The sequence below is a fragment of the Lacticaseibacillus parahuelsenbergensis genome (genome assembly GCF_030770265.1).
Lineage (GTDB): Bacteria > Bacillota > Bacilli > Lactobacillales > Lactobacillaceae > Lacticaseibacillus > Lacticaseibacillus casei.
In genome coordinates this window covers 209,195-227,032 of the sequence record NZ_CP132482.1, presented here as the reverse complement: position 1 = coordinate 227,032, position 17,838 = coordinate 209,195, and the positions used below count along the sequence as shown (strand labels likewise).

Genomic DNA, 17,838 nt, shown 5'->3' with positions numbered 1-17,838 from the left:
CGCCCAGCTAGTACAATCTCACCACTGAGCCCCATCTGGCCTACGATTGCTCCGCTTTGGCACTGATGTCTGAACATTCCTAACGAATTGCTCTTGGGAAAACAAAAAGCGAATACACTCGTTGTTGTTGAGTGCATTCGCTTTTTTATTGTCGCCATGGCTTAAGGTTCAGCCACTTTTTTAATAGCGTCTTAAATTATTGAACAGAATAGTTCGGTGCTTCACGCGTGATCTGAACGTCATGCGGATGGCTTTCGCGTAAGCCGGCTCCGGTAATCTGAATGAACTGGGCGTTGTCTTGCAGCTCTTTCAAGTTCGGTGCCCCGACATAGCCCATGCCGGATTCAATGCCGCCAAGCATTTGGAAGATCACATCGCCAAGGCTGCCTTTGTAAGCAACCCGGCCTTCAATACCTTCAGGAACCAGCTTGTTGGCTTCGTTCACGCCACTTTGGAAGTAGCGATCGCTTGAACCGTGTGCCTGCGCCATCGCGCCCAGTGAACCCATGCCGCGATAAGTCTTGAAGCGCCGGCCTTGATAAATTTCAAACTGGCCTGGTGCTTCGTCGGTTCCGGCTAAAAGTGAACCTAACATGACCGCGTTCCCGCCAGCCGCCAAGGCCTTCACGATGTCGCCGGAATACTTGATCCCGCCATCGGCAATGATCGTTTTGCCACGTTTACGTGCCACACTAGCAGCATCGTAAACCGCCGTCAGTTGAGGAACCCCGACGCCGGCAACGATCCGGGTGGTACAAATCGAGCCAGGACCGATCCCGACTTTAACAACATCAACGCCGGCATCATACAGCGCTTCCGTGGCTTCCGCCGTCGCAACATTACCGGCAATCAAGGTTGCCAGTGGAAAATGCTCGCGAATTTCCTTGATCTTGCGAATAACCCCGGCACTGTGACCATGGGCGGTATCAATGACAATCGCGTCAGCACCGGCATCTAACAACGCCTGTGCCCGATCAAACGTATCGGAAGTCACACCGACAGCAGCAGCGACCAGCAAGCGGCCATGTGCATCTTTAGCCGCATGCGGGAATTCAACCACTTTTTCAATATCTTTAATGGTAATCAAACCACTCAACCGGCCGTTCTTATCAATCAACGGGAGCTTTTCAATCTTACGAGCCTGCAAGATCGCTTCTGCATCCTTGATCGAAGTGCCTGCGGGAGCCGTTACCAAACCTTCTTTGGTCATGACGGTATCGATCAGCACACTCTTGTCATCGACATACCGTAAATCACGGTTGGTAATAATACCGGTCAGCTTGCGGTCGGTTGTGTTGTTCACAATCGGCACACCACTGATGCGATACTTCTTCATCAATGCTTCTGCATCGCTAACCGGTTTATCGGCTGTAAGATAGAAGGGATCCACAATGACGCCATTTTCACTGCGTTTAACTTTGAGCACTTCGTCAGCCTGCGCGGCAATGCTCATATTCTTATGAATAACACCCAGACCGCCTTGGCGTGCCATGGCAATTGCCATCGCACTTTCGGTCACCGTATCCATCCCCGCCGAGATGATTGGGATATTCAACTTCAAGTTGTCCGCAAGTTGTACAGACAGATCGACATCATGAGGCAAAACATGACTTTCTGCAGGTATCAACAACACATCATCAAATGTAAAACCACGCCGGGCAAACTTTGTATCCCAATGACTCATAGCGTAAATCCCTCTTTCAATTTTTAGTTGTTGACTAATGTACTACCGGAATGTGAACACGTCAAACGTGTCTAGTAATTTTTTTGAAAAGACCGGTATCATAGGCCTAAAAATGAAAGAAAGTCTCATAATTGTTCAGTCTAATCCGAACAAAAAATTAGCGACCCTTGATATGATAATTTAATGTTCGGATTTTAGTCATTGGGTTTATGCCATCATAACTATCGTTCGGATTAATAGCTACTGTCATTTTTCAAACGGGAACCGGTTAACGCTTCAGCGGCCGCTCTCAGCCTTGACGACGCCACAACCAAGCGCCTAACGCCGAAAGTAGGGTTGCAAGCCCGGCTAAAAGTCCTGATTGGCCAAGTGCTTCGCCGGTTTTGGGCAATCCGTGAGTTGATCCACTTTCCGCGGACGAAGCCGCCTGCGACGTTTGTGCTGCTACCGACTCAACCGATGCTTTTTGGGAAGCACTCGCTGATGAGGATGCACGCAACGATGGCTGGCTCGACTGGGCGGACGGGTCAGCGCTAGGCTTTTGTGATGGTGCTTGCGATGGCTTTTGCGACGCTTGCGAACTTGCCCGAGACGCCTGCGAACTTGAGGAAGCAACCGCAGGCATTTTTACTGAAACGACCGCTGCCTTATCGTCCGCCTTTTCGCCGCCGATTAAGTTCCAGTTATAGCCCACCGTCACGTGCTTGTCCGGTAATTCAAAATGATAGAACACATTGCGCTTGAATTGCGGATCATCTGTTGAAAAAGTGACGCGACCTTGGGCATCCGTTGTTTTGACGATTGCCGACTTAGCGCCATCAACCAGGTTAGGAATAGCGGCCACTTTCACGTTTGCCAATGGCTGCTTGGTCTGCTGGTCGACGAGTTGGAAAGCCCGCTCGCCTTTTTGATAAGTATACTTGTCCATTTCAATTTTGGTTGTCTGCCCTGGTGTGTAAACAAAGCTGTCTGGCACGGCCTTCCAGCCTTGGTTACCGGAAGCTACAACCTGGAGTCGGTATGTGTGTCCTGTCTGTAGTCCGTCAGCGGCACCGATCTTTAACCCGCTGACGGATGCTGATGGTTCATCTTCATCAGTTGACGCTAACGTTTTGGTTGCGACCACCTGACCGTTATCGGCAGCAACAATCTGCACCGTGATCGCCTGGTGATAATTCGCCGCAATCCCATTAAGTAATGCGAAAACCAGCGTTTGATCCTTAGCCGCAACTTGCTTGACAGCAGATGCCTGCTCAACTGCCTGACTAGCGGAACCGTTAGCAGTCGTTGCCGCCTGAGTCGGTTGGGCATTCACCAAGCCAAAGCCTGCCAATGCCACCGCCGCCAGGACAAATCCGCGTCCGTACTGCTGTTGATGCCCCTTATTCATCCAAAAAACCTCCCAAATTTTCTAAAGCGTAATCATTACGATTAAGCTCACATGAAGTTTACCGGATGAAAAACAGGGCGTCAACTTATTTTTTTTGAGCGCGAACTGGCTGTCGACCGCAAGCGATATTGTCTTAAGTAAGCAGTTAGCCAAAGTGTCACAAAAACTGTAACCTCTTAGAAGATACATCTAGGAGGAATCACATGAAGAAGGTTGTCTTAACAATGAAAGAAGAAGAACGTTACCGAGTCATCAAAGCAGTGGTCAATGGTAAGACCTCCGTGCAACGCGCAGCCGTTAAGCTCAAGCGCTCCGAACGAACCATCTACCGATTGATCAAGCTTTACAAGCAACAAGGCAAAGACGGCTTTATCCATGGCAATGCCGGTCGTGAGCCCGCCAACAAACGCAACGCGCAACTCGAACGCCAGATTATTCGTCTGTACACCAACAAGTATGCCGGATTCAACATCGCCCATTTTCACGAGTTCTTAACCACTGCCGAACAAATCGCCATCTCCGAATCCTCACTCCGACTCTTATTCAGACACCACCACATTCTCTCACCCAAAGCTCACAAGGCCACAAAACGTCGGATCAAGCGTGAATTAAAAGAAAAAGAAAAGAAGTCCAAGCTCCTATCCAAACGTGATGAAGCCACCTTGTCAGCCATCGAGGTCGTTGAAAACATCAAAGCCCATCCAGAACGTCCTCGGAAACATTATTCTGGTGAACAGGTACAAATGGATGCTTCCTGGGAGTATTGGTTTGGTACTCAAAAAACCACCTTACACGCAGCCATTGATGATCAGTCCGGGAACGTTGTCGGCGGCTACTTTGCCAAACAAGAAACACTCAGCGGCTATTATCATGTGTTTGCCCAAGTTCTTCGCGATTATGGCGCTCCAGCAGAATTCCTAACGGATCGGCGCACCGTGTTTAACAGCAACAAAAAAGAGGGCTCACCTTCGACCGAGAACCCTCTTACACGTTTCGGTTATGCCTGCCAGACACTTGGAACAGAACTTTCGGTCACCAGTATTCCGCAAGCCAAAGGCCGTATAGAACGTCTTCTGGAGACTTTTCAAGATCGGCTCACAAGTGAACTGCGGTTGCATAACATCACCACAATCGCAGATGCCAATCGGTTTTTGGTCGGCTTTATCAAGCGTTACAATGACCGCTTCGCATCTACCATCAAAAGTAGCATGTCGGTGTTTGATAAGCAACTAACACCCAAGGAAATTGACAATATTTTGATCATTGCCAATGAACGCAGCATCGGCCACGGACATTGTGTTCGCTTTGATAACAAACGCTATCTGCCACACCGGAATGGCGAATTGGTTTACTTACCCCCGCATACGAAGGTCTTAGTCATCAAAAGCTTCACGGGCAGACTTTATATGACCACTGATGATGACCAGGTGTACGACCTTTTCTGTGTGCCAAAAGAACAGTTCATGTCAGCCAAATTCGATCTTACGCCAGCTGCGGCACCAACTCCTAAACGAACCAAGAAAATCCCGGCAATTACGCATCCGTGGCGCCGCGCCAACTATCGCGATTACCTTGATTCTCTTGGCATTAACAGGACAAGGGTTAAACAGTTGGTCGCCGAACGATATCCATACAAGAATTCACAAGCGATTCAAGTCTAATTAGGATCATCTCGCGTCCAGTTTTCGGACGCATGTTTTATGGAATTTACTGTCAAAGTCGAAAATCGCTTGACACTTATTTTTTTTGAGCGCGAACTGGCGCGGTTAGGAGTCGGAGTGTAAGTGGCCTTGGGTGTGATGGCGGGCTTTGCCATTGCGACCAAGGTCCTTACACGCAGACTCCTGCGCCAGTGAGCGCGTTATGGTTGAGCGCATGCGGAAACACTTGCACAAAAAGGGCCACCCCACTATCGAGGTGACCATCATTAACAAAGCAACTTATTTTAAACCGCAACCCACTACCGCCGGAAAAAGCTCTTGAGATGATACCGACGTTGCAAAAGCCAGTGGGAACCATACGCGACAACGGCGATGATTACGTCCACAAACCACGGCATTGCCCGGGTGAATGGTGTGTCAAGCATCATGAGGGCGCCGCCGATAAAGGTGACCGCGAGAACCAACACGATTCCGCCACCGAGCACTAACCAGGCACTGCGGCGATTCTTCTTGTCCCGTTCCATCCAGTCGGCGTAATACACAAAGAAAAGACCGGCCATGAGGCTTAGCATGACAAGATAAGCAAAGCTGTTGCTGGCGTTGTTCTGCGATTTCGGATTGATGTAGGTCATCACGGCGAAGACAGCCGCAAGAATGGCCATGAAAAACAGACCTTGATCGGCGACCAATAACCACAGCGGCTTTTTAGGTTCCGGTTTCGGCGTATGCAGAATTTCATTGGCCTTCACTGTGACCGGCCCATAAAGTTGCGTGGCCGGTTTGCCTTGCCGTTGGGCGGTAATCATTTCCGGCAGCATCGTTTTGAGCAGGGCTTCCTCGTCCGCCTCACTCATACCGCCGTCTTTTAATTCACGTCGCAATTTGAAGACATACTCGTTGTTCTTATTGGTCAATCTTGCGATCATTTCCGGTACAGTTGTGGCTGGCCGCTCCTGTTTAACATGGGCATTCTTGCTTGCCACCGTTGCTGCCGACTGCTGCGCATCAGCCGCTGACGATGCCGCAGTCTGCTGTTGATCAACTGCAGCGCTGTCCGCTGTTTGATTCGTGTCCGTTTCTTGCTTCTTTGCCATGTGTAACTCCTATCTTAAAGTTATCGTCGTCGCGTGCGCGCTTTTGGCTTGCACGTTAAACATTGAACCGGAATTCAATGATATCCCCATCCTGCACTTGATATTCCTTACCTTCAGAGCGGTAACGCCCGGCTTCTTTGACTGCCTGCACGGAGCCATACTTATCCAGATCCGTAAAGGACATCGTCTCGGCGCGGATAAAGCCGCGCTCAAAGTCCGAATGAATGATCCCGGCAACTTGAGGCGCCTTCATGCCACGTTTAAACGTCCACGCGCGGGTTTCTTTGCCGCCAGCCGTAAAGAAGGTTGCCAAGCCCAGCAAGTGGTAGCTAGCCTTGATGAGTTTATCCAAACCGGATTCATCGACACCTTCTGCTGCCAGAAAGTCGGCTTTCTCGTCATCATCCAATTCGGCAATTTCCTCTTCGGTCTTGGCCGAAATAGCAATCACCTCGGCGCCTTCTTTGGCTGCTTCGGCTTTGATTTGTTTGACATAATCGACGGAATCCGGATCGGCCATGGCTTCTTCCGCAATATTGGCAACATAAAGCACCGGTTTACTCGTTAATAAGAACAAGCCCTTGACGATCTTTTGTTCATCTTTATCAAAGTCAATGCTGCGGACCATCCTGCCGTCTTCAAGAACCGGTTTGATCTTTTGCAGTACTTTAAACTCTGCCTGGGCTTCCTTGTCTTTGGTTTGGGTACGGGCAACCTTTTCGACCTTGGCATAGCGTTTATTGACCGAATCCAAATCCGCGATTGCCAGTTCCATGTTAATCGTGGCCATGTCTTCCAACGGATCGACTTTGCCGGTCACACTGGTAATGTTATCGTCATCGAATGCCCGAACAACGTGCACGATCGCATCTACCTGGCGAATGTTTTCCAGAAACTTGTTGCCAAGCCCCTCACCTTTGGAAGCGCCCTTCACAATCCCGGCGATATCCGTGAACTCAAAAGTCGTATGAATGATTTTCTTGGCCGGAATTAATTCATCAATCCGTGCCAACCGTTTATCCGGCACTTCGACCATCCCCACATTGGGGTCAATGGTCGCAAACGGATAATTGGCCATTTCGGCGCCTGCTTTTGTGATTGCGTTAAAAAGCGTGGACTTACCGACATTGGGTAGTCCGACAATACCTGCTGTTAAAGCCATTTGGTTATTTCACACTTTCTATGATTAATCTGTCTGTTCTGCTTGACCTAAAACTTTCTTGAGCCGCTTCTCAAAATCACGGCGCGACATCATAACAATGTGGCCGCAACCGGTGCAACGAATTTTAATGTCGGCGCCTAGGCGAATGACTTCCCATTTATTCGTTCCACATGCATGCGGCTTCTTCATTTGAACCAAATCATGTAATTGGTACATTCGTCTACCTCCAGCGGGTTGGCTGGCTAATCGATATTGACGTCTAACATCGCTAAGATCCGATTAAGATCTTGCTCGGATGTAAAATCAATTTCGATCTTGCCTTTGCCTTTACTGCCTTCATTAATATTGACTTTCGTGCCGAAGCGTTCGCCCAACTGATTTTCGGTTGCTCGGACATACGGTGATTTTGGCTTTTCCTTCGATGTCGAGCGACTTGTCCCGGCGTTCATCTGATTGATTAGCCGTTCAAGTTGGCGAACCGTTAAATTCTCACTAATAGTCTTCTTAGCAACACTGACCATCTTAGTTTTATCTTTGAGACTCAACAAGGTTCGCGCCTGCCCCATTGAGAGCTGATTGGCGCTGAGCATTTGTTTGACTTGCTGCGGCAATGTTAACAAGCGCAAATAGTTGGCAATATACGGCCGACTTTTGCCTAGCCGTGCGGAAACTTCTGCTTGCGTCAGGTTTAAGCGCTTGATCAACGTCTCATAAGCCTGCGCCTCATCCAACGGGGTCAGATCCTCGCGCTGCAGATTTTCCAGCACTGCGATTTCCATCATTTCCGGATCGTTAAAATCGCGGACAATCGCCGGAATCGTTTCCTTGCCGGCCAGTTTAGACGCACGAAAACGCCGCTCACCGGTGATAATTTCATAACCGGAAACACTTTTGCGCACAATAATCGGCTGAAAAACGCCGGTTTGCTTGATGGAATCCGCCAGTTCTTTTAAGCCTTCTTGATCAAAGGTTTTTCGCGGTTGATACGGGTTCGGCCGGATATCGACCAGTGGCAGTTCCTCAACGGTATTGTTAGCACTCAGATCAGGACTTTCAAAATCTTTGAAAATGGCGTCAATGCCGCGGCCTAATCCCTTACTATTCTTATTCGCCATGAGCAGCCAGCACCTCCTTGGCTAAAGCCTCGTAAACTTCGGATCCGCGCGACTTTGGATCAAAATCCACGATTGGTAGACCGTAACTCGGCGCCTCAGCCAATCGGGTAATCCGCGGAATCACGGTTGCATATACTTTATCGCCAAAATACTTGCGCACCTCATCGATCACCTGCGCGCCAAGGTTCGTGCGGGCATCATACATGGTCAGCAGAACCCCTTCAATCGCCAGATTCGGATTGAAATGCTTCTGAACAAGCCGAACCGTGTTAAGCAACTGGCTCAGGCCTTCCAATGCATAATACTCACTTTGAACCGGAATCAGAATCGAATCACTCGCCGTAAACGCATTAATTGAAAGCTGACCCAGTGACGGCGGGCAATCAATCAAAATGTAGTCGTACTGATCCTCGATTGGGTGAAGACCCAATTTCAAGCGCATTTCCCGCGCCATTTGACTGGTTAACTCGATTTCAGCACCGGCCAACTGGATGGTCGCAGGAACAATGGCTAAATTTTTATGTTTGGTTGGCAAAATGGCTTCGGTAATCGGATCTTCGTTAACCAAAACATCGTAAATATCCTTTTCAACTTGGGCTTTTTGAACGCCCACCCCACTTGTGGCATTGCCTTGGGCATCAACGTCGACAATGAGGACTTTCTTCCCAAGGTTTGCCAGACAGGCCCCCAGATTAATGGTCGTTGTGGTCTTGCCAACCCCGCCTTTTTGATTGGCGACAGCGATGATATGTGTCATGAGCTCCCCCTATCTCTTCTCTTTTGGAATCTCGATAATCATGCGGTAAGCGTCATCGGTATCTTCTTCTTTGGCCGTGACGGTCATTCCGGTATCGCGAATCATTTTGACTGAACGTTTCAGTGTATTCCAAGCAACGCGGGTATCGTGGCTAACCGCTGACCGGCGTACTTTTGGCTTCGGCTTTTTTTCCGGCTTCTTAGGTCTTAGCCATTCATTAACCAAAGCCGATGTTTCCTTCACCGTCAATTTGTCGGCCACGATTTGGTGCAATGCCTGTGCCTGTTGATCATCACCAAGCTTCAGCAATTCCCGTCCATGCCGCTCGCTGATGAGGCCTTTCATGATAGCTTCTTGCACCGGTGCATCCAATTTCAGCAACCGGATCTTATTGGCGACAAACGCCTGACTCTTTCCCAGCTGCTGTGCCAACGCGCCTTGGGTTAACTGATTGAGCTTCATCAAAGCCACATACGCCTGGCCCTCTTCAATCGCACTCAAGCCTTCACGCTGCAAGTTTTCAACCAGTGCCATGGACGCACTTTCATCATCGTCCATCTTCTGGACAATCGCCGGGGCTTTTTCCCATCCCAACAACTGCATCGCGCGATAACGCCGCTCGCCGGCAATGATTTCATATTGGTCAGGCGCATATTCACGCACGATAATCGGCTGCAACAAGCCGTGTTCTTTAATCGTGGCCGCCAGTTCCTGAATCGAATCAGCGGAAAAGACCTTCCGCGGCTGAAATTGATTCGGCGTAATGGCGTTTAGCGGCAACTGTTGCACAACGGTCTCGTCGTTTGGCTTTTTATGGCCAAAAAATGATAATGCCACGCGTTATGCACCTCCCAATGGTTGTTTATTTGGCACTCCCGGCTTACGAGGGTATTTATTTGGTGTTGCCTTCACTTTTTCGATCACCAGCAAATGCCGGGTGTCCCCGGTTTCCGGTAAGGTTAGCGCCGCATCCTGAACTAACTTGCCGCCCAGCAAACCGATTGCCGGCTTGGCGGCGATGAGTTCCTCTGCGGTTGCGGCAGCCTTCATGGCCACAAATCGCCCTTGTGGCTTCACCAGTGGGAGGCACAGTTCAGCTAGAACATTGAGCGCCGCAACTGCCCGGGCCGTCACCAGATCAAACTGGCCGCGATGCACTGATTTTTTAGCACCAAAAATTTCAGCGCGATCATGGAATAACTGAACATCTGTCAGCTCCAGGCGCGTCGTTAACCGTTCTAAGAAGCCAATCCGTTTTTGCAAGGAGTCGACAATCGTGATTTTTAACTGCGGGAACGCAATTTTAAGCGGAATTGACGGAAATCCCGCACCGGCACCGACATCACAAAGCGATAACGGCTGGCTTTGTAATTCAGGCAGCACCAAGCCTAAGGTCAATGAGTCATAGAAGTGCTTGAGGTAGACGTCCCCTTCAGCTGTGATGCCCGTCAGATTCATTTTCTCATTCTCGCTGATCAGATATTGGTAATAAGCCGCGAACTGATCCTGCTGGCGGTCATCCAAGACAATGCCGTGATCAGCCAGAGCGTGGACAAAAGCTGTTGGATCCATGTCTGCCTCCGTTTTTTTAATTGATTTTGTGGAACAAACAAGGTTTCACGTACTCGTCAAGTGTAACGTAAAAATGCTGTGTGCTCAACCGTATTCTTGACGTGAAAACGGGTCAAAAATCTTGTGACGTCACCTTGTGCCTAGTCATGAAGTACGCACGGGCAACGCAATTTTCAAGCGCTTCATTTTACCACAAATCAACTTGTCGATATGGTGTACTAGTTCACAAGCATAACTAATTCTACAATCAGGTTTTCGTGCTAATCTAAGGCCATCCAAAAAGAGGGGCTTTGCATCATCAGTCAATCTTTTTGGCTCAGTCGTTTCACTTTTTTCGGTAAGTTCGTCAACGCAAGGGGGAGAAAATTTTCCGCGTTAAGTCTGCCTGAATAAGGCGATGCTGCGCGAGATTTTCTAAGTGCACGAACGGATACGAAACGGCGCATGATCGGTACAAAAAGGGGCACCGAAAAATGCGCTCACCATAACGCGTTCACCGGCGCAGGAGTCTGCGTACAAGGACCTTGGTCGCAATGGTCAAAACCTGACCATCACGACGAAGGCCACTTATACTCCGACTCCTAACCACGCCAGTTCACGCTCACCCGAAAAGCGCGAAGGGGGTAGTCAGTATGTTTAAGCATTTTTCTAAATTGGATTCGTGGGCCCTCGTTTTGTTCCTATTGATTGTCATTGGTGGCCCTATCCTCATTCTGTTCAGTATCAGTCATTCTTTTTTACCATTTATTCATCACTTCGGCTTCGTGATTTTCATGATTGTGATTAGTAGCAGCACCTGGGTTCTTTTGCTGACCATGTATTATGTGTTTATGATGCTATTTGGCTGGGGCAAGGCACGGCGGGATTATCCGTTGGTAGCGCCTAAGAGCCGATTTCTGATTCTCATTCCGGCACACAATGAAGCCGCCGTTATCACGGCCACTTTGAAACACCTTCAGCAACTCGACTATCCAAAAGCGGCCTATCACATTGTGGTCGTCAGCGATCAATCCACTGATCAAACAACGACGCTTGCCGCAGCTCAAGGCGTTCAGGTGGTCGACACGTCACGCCAGCGCTATCAGCGGGTCGGCGTCGGCAAACCGGCTGGCCTCCAATACGCATTGGACGAATTGACCGATTCGGGCACCCTACAACAATACGACTTGGTGATGGTGCTGAATGCCGACAACTTCACCGACCCTAACCTTCTGCGAGAATTGGACAGCCAATATCAGGCAAAGCACTTTACTGCCATCCAGGCCTATCTTGATAGCAAAAATGACAATACGCTGCTGACATTGGGTTACGCGATGAGTTACTGGACCATGAATCGCTTCTTTCAGCTCAGTAAATATCGGCTGGGTTTGGACAACAGCATCGGTGGAACCGGCTTTGTCGTTGAGCGTCAGTGGCTGGAAGCCAACCATGGTTTTCAATCGCACAGCTTAACCGAAGATCTTGAAATGGAAATTCGCATTGTAGAAAGCGGCAGCACGGTGGGCTGGAACCATTTTGCCCGCATTTATGATGAAAAGCCGGATCATTTGCGTGCCAGCATGACCCAACGTTTCCGATGGAGCCGCGGACATTGGTATACTGCCTTTCATAACTTGGTGCCGTTATTGCATCATTTTTTGAAAACCGGCGATTTACGCAACTTGGATCAACTTAGCTATCTCTTTTCCATGCGCCAAAACTTTCAATATCTGCTCGCGTCTTTCTTTGGAATCGCGTGGATCATCAGTCTTTTGATGCCAAGTCTTGGTCTGCATCCAATCTGGCTCATCGATGTCGATCGCAGTTATTTCGTACCGATAACATTGATCAACTGGCTGATTTTGCTTGAAGGCTTCATCCCCATGATTGCCGGTTTCTTATACGACGCTAATTGGGAAGGCTCCAAGTGGTTGATCACGCCAAAAGCCGTCCTCGCCTTTTTCTGGTTCTCGCTCACTTATTTAATTGTTCAAATCGGCGGCTTGCTCACTTTTCCTAATCAAAAAGCCTGGGCACATACGCAACATGTCTTGACCGTCACGCATCACCTTTGATATGGCTGGTTTAAGGCATGCTTATGCCAACCAGCAGAATAAGATGATAAAATCCAGAATCATTTTGACAATCTCTGACCACAGTTCGATAATGGAGTGGTAACTAAACTCAGAGGCGAAAAAAATGGAATTAGACGGCAAAGAAATCAAGGAAAACGAACAACTGACCGATGCACAGTTGACTGACTTGCACCAGCAATATCAGGATTTGTGGGACAAATTAAAAAAAGATAACTATCGAACCGAGCATCAGTTCATGGAAGTCTTATATGAAGAACCCGATAACGTTCAGAACTATGAAGCGGCGTTTTTCACGTATCAAATCCGCAAAGATACCGGTGACAATCAGTTCGATCAGTTGAATATCATTTTAAACAATAAACCGACTTTTCATGATCAGCCTGATGAATTCGTATTTGAGATTAGTGATTATCCGGATATGGATGCGATTTATAAGGCGATCGAAGAAAAGGCCCAGCCTTGGATTAAGGCTCACAAGCGCTAGCATTTTGGCTAACCTTGTGGCTTAAACGGCAATGCGGTTAAAGAACCGATCAGGATTTACAATGACCGATCTTTAACCGCATTCTTTTTGATGCCGAAGTGTCTGATGATCCAAGCACTTCTCTTTTGTCCCAGTTTTGTGATAAGCTGTTGCCAATCAAACCAAACGGAGGCACTTGATTCATGGCGGATACAATCAAAATCGCTTACTTGTACGAAGATCTCATGAATACCTATGGCGACAGCGGCGATGTCAAAATTTTGCGCTATTTGTTGAATCAACAAGGCTACCAGGTGCAGGTCGATAACATCAGCCTTGGCGACGACTTCAATGCCGATGACTATGACTTCATCTTCTTCGGCGGCGGTCAGGATTATGAACAAACCGTGGTCGCTAAGGATCTGCTTCGGTACGCCCAAACTTTAGGCCGGTATATCGAAAACGGCAAACCCATGCTGGCGATCTGTGGCGGCTATCAATTGCTCGGAGATTATTATAAAACCAGCGAAGGTACCGTCATCAAAGGTCTTGGCATTTTGCCACTGCATACGGTGTTCAAGCCGGACAGTCGCATGATTGGCGACACCAAGTACCAAACCGAATTCGGAACCGTTAAGGCGTTTGAAAATCATAGCGGCCGAACCTATTTTGACGACAAGAAAAAGCTTAAGCCTCTTGGAAAGATGATTGAAGGGTATGGCAACAATCCTGAAGACGGGGTCGAAGGCATGCGCTACAAGAATACCATCGGCAGCTATTCCCATGGGCCCATTCTCAAAAACCAGAACATCGCCAAAGCCATTGCCAAAATGATCGTGCAAAATCACAAAGACCGCATCGGACAGCCTGCGCACTAACACTGTGATTGGCGCTGAACGATTCGGCCTTGATCGCTTTTAAATTTTAGACGTATCAATAAAACGAAAAGCTGCCTCACGCCCGAACCTGAAATGACGCGTGCATGAATAGCAGCTTTCCGTTATTTGTTTGCCTGCGCCCGCACCTGATCGGCATCGCCCGTAAACAGGAATAACGGACCATCTGCCTGTGCCGGATAACTATCTGCCAAACCACCAAGATCCACGGCATCAAAGCCGATTTTTTTAATCAAATTCGTTACAGTTTGCTTGGCAGCGGCGTCATCCCCGGCAATCGGAATTGCAATCCGATCGCTTGACTGATTCGGCTTAGCCAGACTGCGAATCTTCGTCATGGCAATGGTATTGAACGCCTTCACCACTTTCCTGGTACCGAAGTGCTGCGCCACCAGCTCCGATGAAGTGGTATGATGCTCGGTCAATGCCGGGTGCTCGCCATCACGGCTGGGAAAATAGTTAGTCGCATCAATCACGACCGCATCTGCTTTTACCTTTGTTGGCAACTCGTCTAAGGCATTGAACGGCACTGCCAAGACGACAATATCTTGATCAGCCGCCTCTGCGACCGTGCCTGCCTCGACCGTCGATCGCATCTCGGCAATAACCGGCGCCAACGAAGCCACGCCATGGCGATGGGACAAAATCACTTTTTCACCAACATGACTGAAAAGCTGGCCAAGCGCGCGGCCTACATTACCTGATCCAATAATCCCGATACTCACGCAATCGCCCTCCTTGTATAGGTTCATTGAGTGAAAACTGACTTCCATTACCATTATATCGCCTATGGAAAGAAAGCGGAAAAAGTAAAAGTGTCCCGTCTGTTTGCGGTCGGCCCTGTCAAGTTGACAGATGAAATAATATAAAATTTTGGTAGCTTTTAGATGGCCTTATTCCAGTATTCTTCTGGGGTAAGGCCGTCTCTTTGTCCTGAACGGTTGTCGTGATTGAAATAGTGGATCCCATCTTCAACGAGCTGGACGAATTCCTTGTAAGTCTTTGCCATTGGATGACGATCCATCCACCGCAGTTTAAACTCATTCCACCAGCGCTCCATCGGTGCGTTGTCATAGGGCGTTCCCGGTCGCGACATACTTCGTGTCACTTCAAACTGGCTAAGGTAGCGGTTGAATGCCTTAGATGTATAGGCGGAGCCACGATCAGTATGAATGAGCGGATGGACGTTGCTGGCGCGAGTGAAAGCGCGCTGGAAGACCTGAATCTCAGCGGCGGTTGTTTCGGTTGCGCTTAGATTGTAAGCCAACAGATTGCGACCATAGAGGTCAAGAACGCCACTGAGGCGCATCTTGTACTCGCCGTTGATACCGTATTTCAACTCGGTTGAGTCGGCTAGCCAGACTTGATTAGGGCGTTCCACGTAGAAACATTGATTGAGCACATTGTCTTGCAGGTACTGTTCAGATTGCTTGACGCGACTATGCCGTTTTTGGCGGATCTGACATTGAATGCCAAGCTCGCGCATGACGCGACGAACTTGTTTGATCGTGACTGGAAAGTCAATTAGCTCATCCTGTTGTAAGTTGATCAGGAGATTCCCGGCGCCAATGCCTTGGTGATGAAAGTCAAACCAATATTGGGTCCGCTCCTTGAGCTGCCGATCGTGGACTTCCCACAATGTTTCCTCCCGCCTTAAGCCTTTGTAATAAGCTTGACGGCTGACGCCAATAACGTCCAATAACTTTGTGACAGCGCCGTGGTGGCCTTGACTAACTTCTTCGATGGCACGGTAAGCTTGTCGGCGTTGTTTGATCACTCCTTGTGCTGGATTTCCAGTAATTTTTTTACAAAGGCCTCCACTAGCTCTTTGTCCTTGAGTTCAGCTTCTAGTTGACGAATGCGCAGTTTGGCCTTGTCTAATTCGGTTAGATCACGCTTGTCTTTGTGGTGACCACGGTTATCTACCAGCGCCTCATAACCGCCTTCGCGAGCCTTGATCACCCAAGACCGTGCCTGTTGATAAGACACATCAAAATGGGCTGCCGCTGTTAACTGAACATAAACGAAAAAGTTAGCACCTTCATCTAGCAAAACTATTTGTTCTTAGCACTCGTATATTATCAGTCGTCTTCAGAGTACCGTATTCAATGGAATTAGAATATCCGTAATTTGACTCGCAGACGATTCCGCAGCGTATCCAGTGAAAAGCCGAATGCCGCATCCGCTGCTCTGGTTTTTAGACTTAACGCTCCATAAGTAAGCGTGCCTATAATGGCGCCCATGAATAGTACAACAAGTGAACTTCTAGCAGACACTTCAAATAATTGATAGCAAAAATAGCTAGACAGGCGCACTACACTGGCCATTATGACCACAAGTAGCGAAATTCCAATCACAAATTTAATTAAATTGTGAAGATTTATTTGAAAATCAATTTTTAGCCTTCTGGTCATTAAAATTGAACTCACAGCGAATCCCGCACAAGTTGCAATTAGCGGCCCATAAGCCTGAAATATTCCAACACTAGCAACTTGAAAGATCGCCTTAAAAGTTAATCCAACCAAAAAGTAAAATATCGCTTGTTTGCTATGACGCACTGCCTGCATGATAGAGACCAACAAAATAAAAAGCCCGACCACCACGGCTATTAGAGAATTCACTTTTAAAAGGTTTACTCCTAGATGATCCGCTGATCGATAGAAAACTATATTTAATGGTTCTGCAAGACTGAGCATTCCAACTGCTCCTGGTAACATCACGAAGAAGAACAGTTTTAATGCAGATTGGATTTTAATCGACAGGTTAGCAAAGTTTTTCTTTGCAAAAGTCCTTGATAATAAGGGAATGGCCGTTGAAGCCATCGCTGTTGACAAGGATATTACTATCATAGTCAGTTTGTTTGAATTAAAACCAAAAAGGCCATAAAGAAAATTGATTTCTGCATTCGTGGCGGAATGAAACTGGTGCATGATAACAGGGAAAGTATATTGATCTATAAATTGAAAAAGGACAACGGCAGAGTCTAAAACAACAAACGGTAGAGACTGTCGTAATAGTTCAAGAAGTGCTTCTTTCCTCTGATATTTAGACTTTTCTATAGAAGTTTCGTGCAAAGAAAAATCATCTTGCTTTTTAAATTTAAAGACAAGATAAATCAAAGCACACATTGCACCTATGAAAGCCGCAAACGTTGATTGCGAAACCGCTCGTACATATCCTCCATGTTGGATATTCATAATGATGTATGTTGCCATCAGTAAATAGCCAATTCTAGCTATTTGCTCAATCAGTTGCGATATTGCGCTTGGTCCCATCTGAGAGCGGCCTTGAAAATAGCCCCTAAAAATACTGATTGGAGGAATAATGGCTAACGGCCAACATAATGCATGTATAACCGAGACCATCCTCAAATCAACTTGATTATTTTGCCATGCAAACACAGGTGCTGCGAGCCACATGATAATCGATGAAAGCAAGCCCAACAAACTCATTACAAGCAAAGAATCTTTCAAAAGCTGATGCGATGTATCGGATTCTCCAATGGCATCATAGTGCGCAATTTGTTTGGACAATGCGCTAGGTATTCCTGCAGTCGAAACAATGATAAAGAGACTGTAAATGTTGTACCCTTTTGCAAACAGCGAATTAGCTAGGAAAAAGCTAGATCCCAACCATATTCCCCAAGGTATGACATAAACAGCCCCCATAATCCTTGAAACAATACTCCCAACTGTCATCCACGCCGATCCAGTCACCAAGACTTTACTATCATCCGAAGGTGTTAACCGCATCATCTTCCCCCAAAAGTTCTACCGTCACCCAACTAATCAATATAAACACATTGCCAATATCCTGGTGAAAACCATTATAAAAAACGAAAAAGGTTTAGGTCGAGCAATTTCTTAGCCATTGCGTCCACCGTCCTCAATCTCGTCTTTTTGGCTATTCTTATAGTATATTCCCCAGCGCATACTACTTACCATCATTATATATTGGCATCGGTATTTT

At 47.8% G+C, this 17,838-nt stretch carries 17 protein-coding genes; 4 read left to right on the top strand and 13 right to left on the bottom strand.

The features are described 5' to 3' along the window. Nucleotides 1-196 precede the first annotated feature (196 nt). Nucleotides 197-1,684: an IMP dehydrogenase gene (guaB, locus tag LACPH_RS01070; RefSeq protein ID WP_025013236.1), complete on the bottom strand. Its 1,488-nt coding sequence runs from the start codon at nt 1,682-1,684 to the stop codon at nt 197-199. 289 nt (nt 1,685-1,973) lie between these two features. Then, on the bottom strand, nt 1,974-3,074 hold the full coding sequence (locus tag LACPH_RS01065; RefSeq protein ID WP_274784207.1) for an LPXTG cell wall anchor domain-containing protein: 1,101 nt from the start codon (nt 3,072-3,074) through the stop codon (nt 1,974-1,976). Nucleotides 3,075-3,277: 203 nt separating this feature from the next. Here LACPH_RS01065 and LACPH_RS01060 point away from each other — a divergent pair, with 203 nt between their 5' ends. Further along, entirely contained in the window at nt 3,278-4,735 is a 1,458-nt protein-coding gene (locus tag LACPH_RS01060; RefSeq protein ID WP_274785336.1) for an ISNCY family transposase, read from the top strand. A gap of 299 nt (nt 4,736-5,034) precedes the next feature. Here LACPH_RS01060 and LACPH_RS01055 read toward each other — a convergent pair whose 3' ends face one another. From LACPH_RS01055 to rsmG, 7 genes are read right to left on the bottom strand one after another with little or no spacing between them, the layout of a single operon-like run. Further along, nucleotides 5,035-5,829, bottom strand: a complete 795-nt coding sequence (locus tag LACPH_RS01055) for a DUF1129 domain-containing protein (RefSeq protein ID WP_274784202.1) — start codon at nt 5,827-5,829, stop codon at nt 5,035-5,037. Nucleotides 5,830-5,884: 55 nt separating this feature from the next. Next, on the bottom strand, nt 5,885-6,991 hold the full coding sequence (ychF, locus tag LACPH_RS01050; protein ID WP_306387135.1) for a redox-regulated ATPase YchF: 1,107 nt from the start codon (nt 6,989-6,991) through the stop codon (nt 5,885-5,887). Nucleotides 6,992-7,015: 24 nt separating this feature from the next. Then, nucleotides 7,016-7,207, bottom strand: coding sequence for a DUF951 domain-containing protein (locus LACPH_RS01045; protein WP_010489835.1), 192 nt, complete (start codon nt 7,205-7,207; stop codon nt 7,016-7,018). Between the two features lie 26 nt (nt 7,208-7,233). Further along, nucleotides 7,234-8,106 (bottom strand): ParB/RepB/Spo0J family partition protein, encoded by an 873-nt coding sequence (locus LACPH_RS01040; protein WP_010489838.1) that lies wholly within the window; start codon nt 8,104-8,106, stop codon nt 7,234-7,236. Next, entirely contained in the window at nt 8,096-8,863 is a 768-nt protein-coding gene (locus LACPH_RS01035) for a ParA family protein (RefSeq protein WP_010489840.1), read from the bottom strand. The genes LACPH_RS01040 and LACPH_RS01035 overlap by 11 nt, the downstream gene beginning before the upstream one ends. 9 nt (nt 8,864-8,872) lie before the next feature. Next, nucleotides 8,873-9,700: a nucleoid occlusion protein gene (gene noc, locus LACPH_RS01030; protein ID WP_049170114.1), complete on the bottom strand. Its 828-nt coding sequence runs from the start codon at nt 9,698-9,700 to the stop codon at nt 8,873-8,875. A 3-nt stretch (nt 9,701-9,703) separates the two neighbouring features. Further along, nucleotides 9,704-10,435, bottom strand: coding sequence for a 16S rRNA (guanine(527)-N(7))-methyltransferase RsmG (gene rsmG, locus LACPH_RS01025; protein ID WP_274784201.1), 732 nt, complete (start codon nt 10,433-10,435; stop codon nt 9,704-9,706). A 632-nt stretch (nt 10,436-11,067) separates the two neighbouring features. Between rsmG and LACPH_RS01020 the strand changes: the two genes are divergently transcribed. From LACPH_RS01020 to LACPH_RS01010, 3 genes are all read left to right on the top strand, one after another. After that, nucleotides 11,068-12,489, top strand: a complete 1,422-nt coding sequence (locus LACPH_RS01020) for a glycosyltransferase family 2 protein (RefSeq protein ID WP_306387134.1) — start codon at nt 11,068-11,070, stop codon at nt 12,487-12,489. A 124-nt stretch (nt 12,490-12,613) separates the two neighbouring features. Then, the gene (locus LACPH_RS01015) at nt 12,614-12,994 is read left to right on the top strand and encodes a hypothetical protein (RefSeq protein ID WP_087911363.1); all 381 of its coding nucleotides are present in this window, start codon (nt 12,614-12,616) and stop codon (nt 12,992-12,994) included. Between the two features lie 182 nt (nt 12,995-13,176). Beyond that, a complete protein-coding gene (locus LACPH_RS01010; RefSeq protein ID WP_049170103.1) occupies nt 13,177-13,851 on the top strand; it encodes a type 1 glutamine amidotransferase in 675 nt (224 codons plus the stop codon). A gap of 122 nt (nt 13,852-13,973) precedes the next feature. Here LACPH_RS01010 and LACPH_RS01005 read toward each other — a convergent pair whose 3' ends face one another. The 4 genes from LACPH_RS01005 to LACPH_RS00990 all read right to left on the bottom strand — a co-directional run bounded on the left by LACPH_RS01005 (nt 13,974) and on the right by LACPH_RS00990 (nt 17,621). Next, nucleotides 13,974-14,594 (bottom strand): NADPH-dependent F420 reductase, encoded by a 621-nt coding sequence (locus tag LACPH_RS01005; protein ID WP_274784199.1) that lies wholly within the window; start codon nt 14,592-14,594, stop codon nt 13,974-13,976. 158 nt (nt 14,595-14,752) lie between these two features. Next, nucleotides 14,753-15,646: an IS3 family transposase gene (locus LACPH_RS01000; protein WP_274784198.1), complete on the bottom strand. Its 894-nt coding sequence runs from the start codon at nt 15,644-15,646 to the stop codon at nt 14,753-14,755. Then, nucleotides 15,643-15,921, bottom strand: a complete 279-nt coding sequence (locus LACPH_RS00995; protein WP_274784197.1) for a helix-turn-helix domain-containing protein — start codon at nt 15,919-15,921, stop codon at nt 15,643-15,645. The genes LACPH_RS01000 and LACPH_RS00995 overlap by 4 nt, the downstream gene beginning before the upstream one ends. 62 nt (nt 15,922-15,983) lie before the next feature. Continuing rightward, nucleotides 15,984-17,621 carry a putative polysaccharide biosynthesis protein gene (locus LACPH_RS00990; protein ID WP_274784196.1) on the bottom strand — a complete coding sequence of 546 codons (1,638 nt, stop codon included), beginning with the start codon at nt 17,619-17,621 and terminating at the stop codon, nt 15,984-15,986. Nucleotides 17,622-17,838 lie beyond the last annotated feature (217 nt).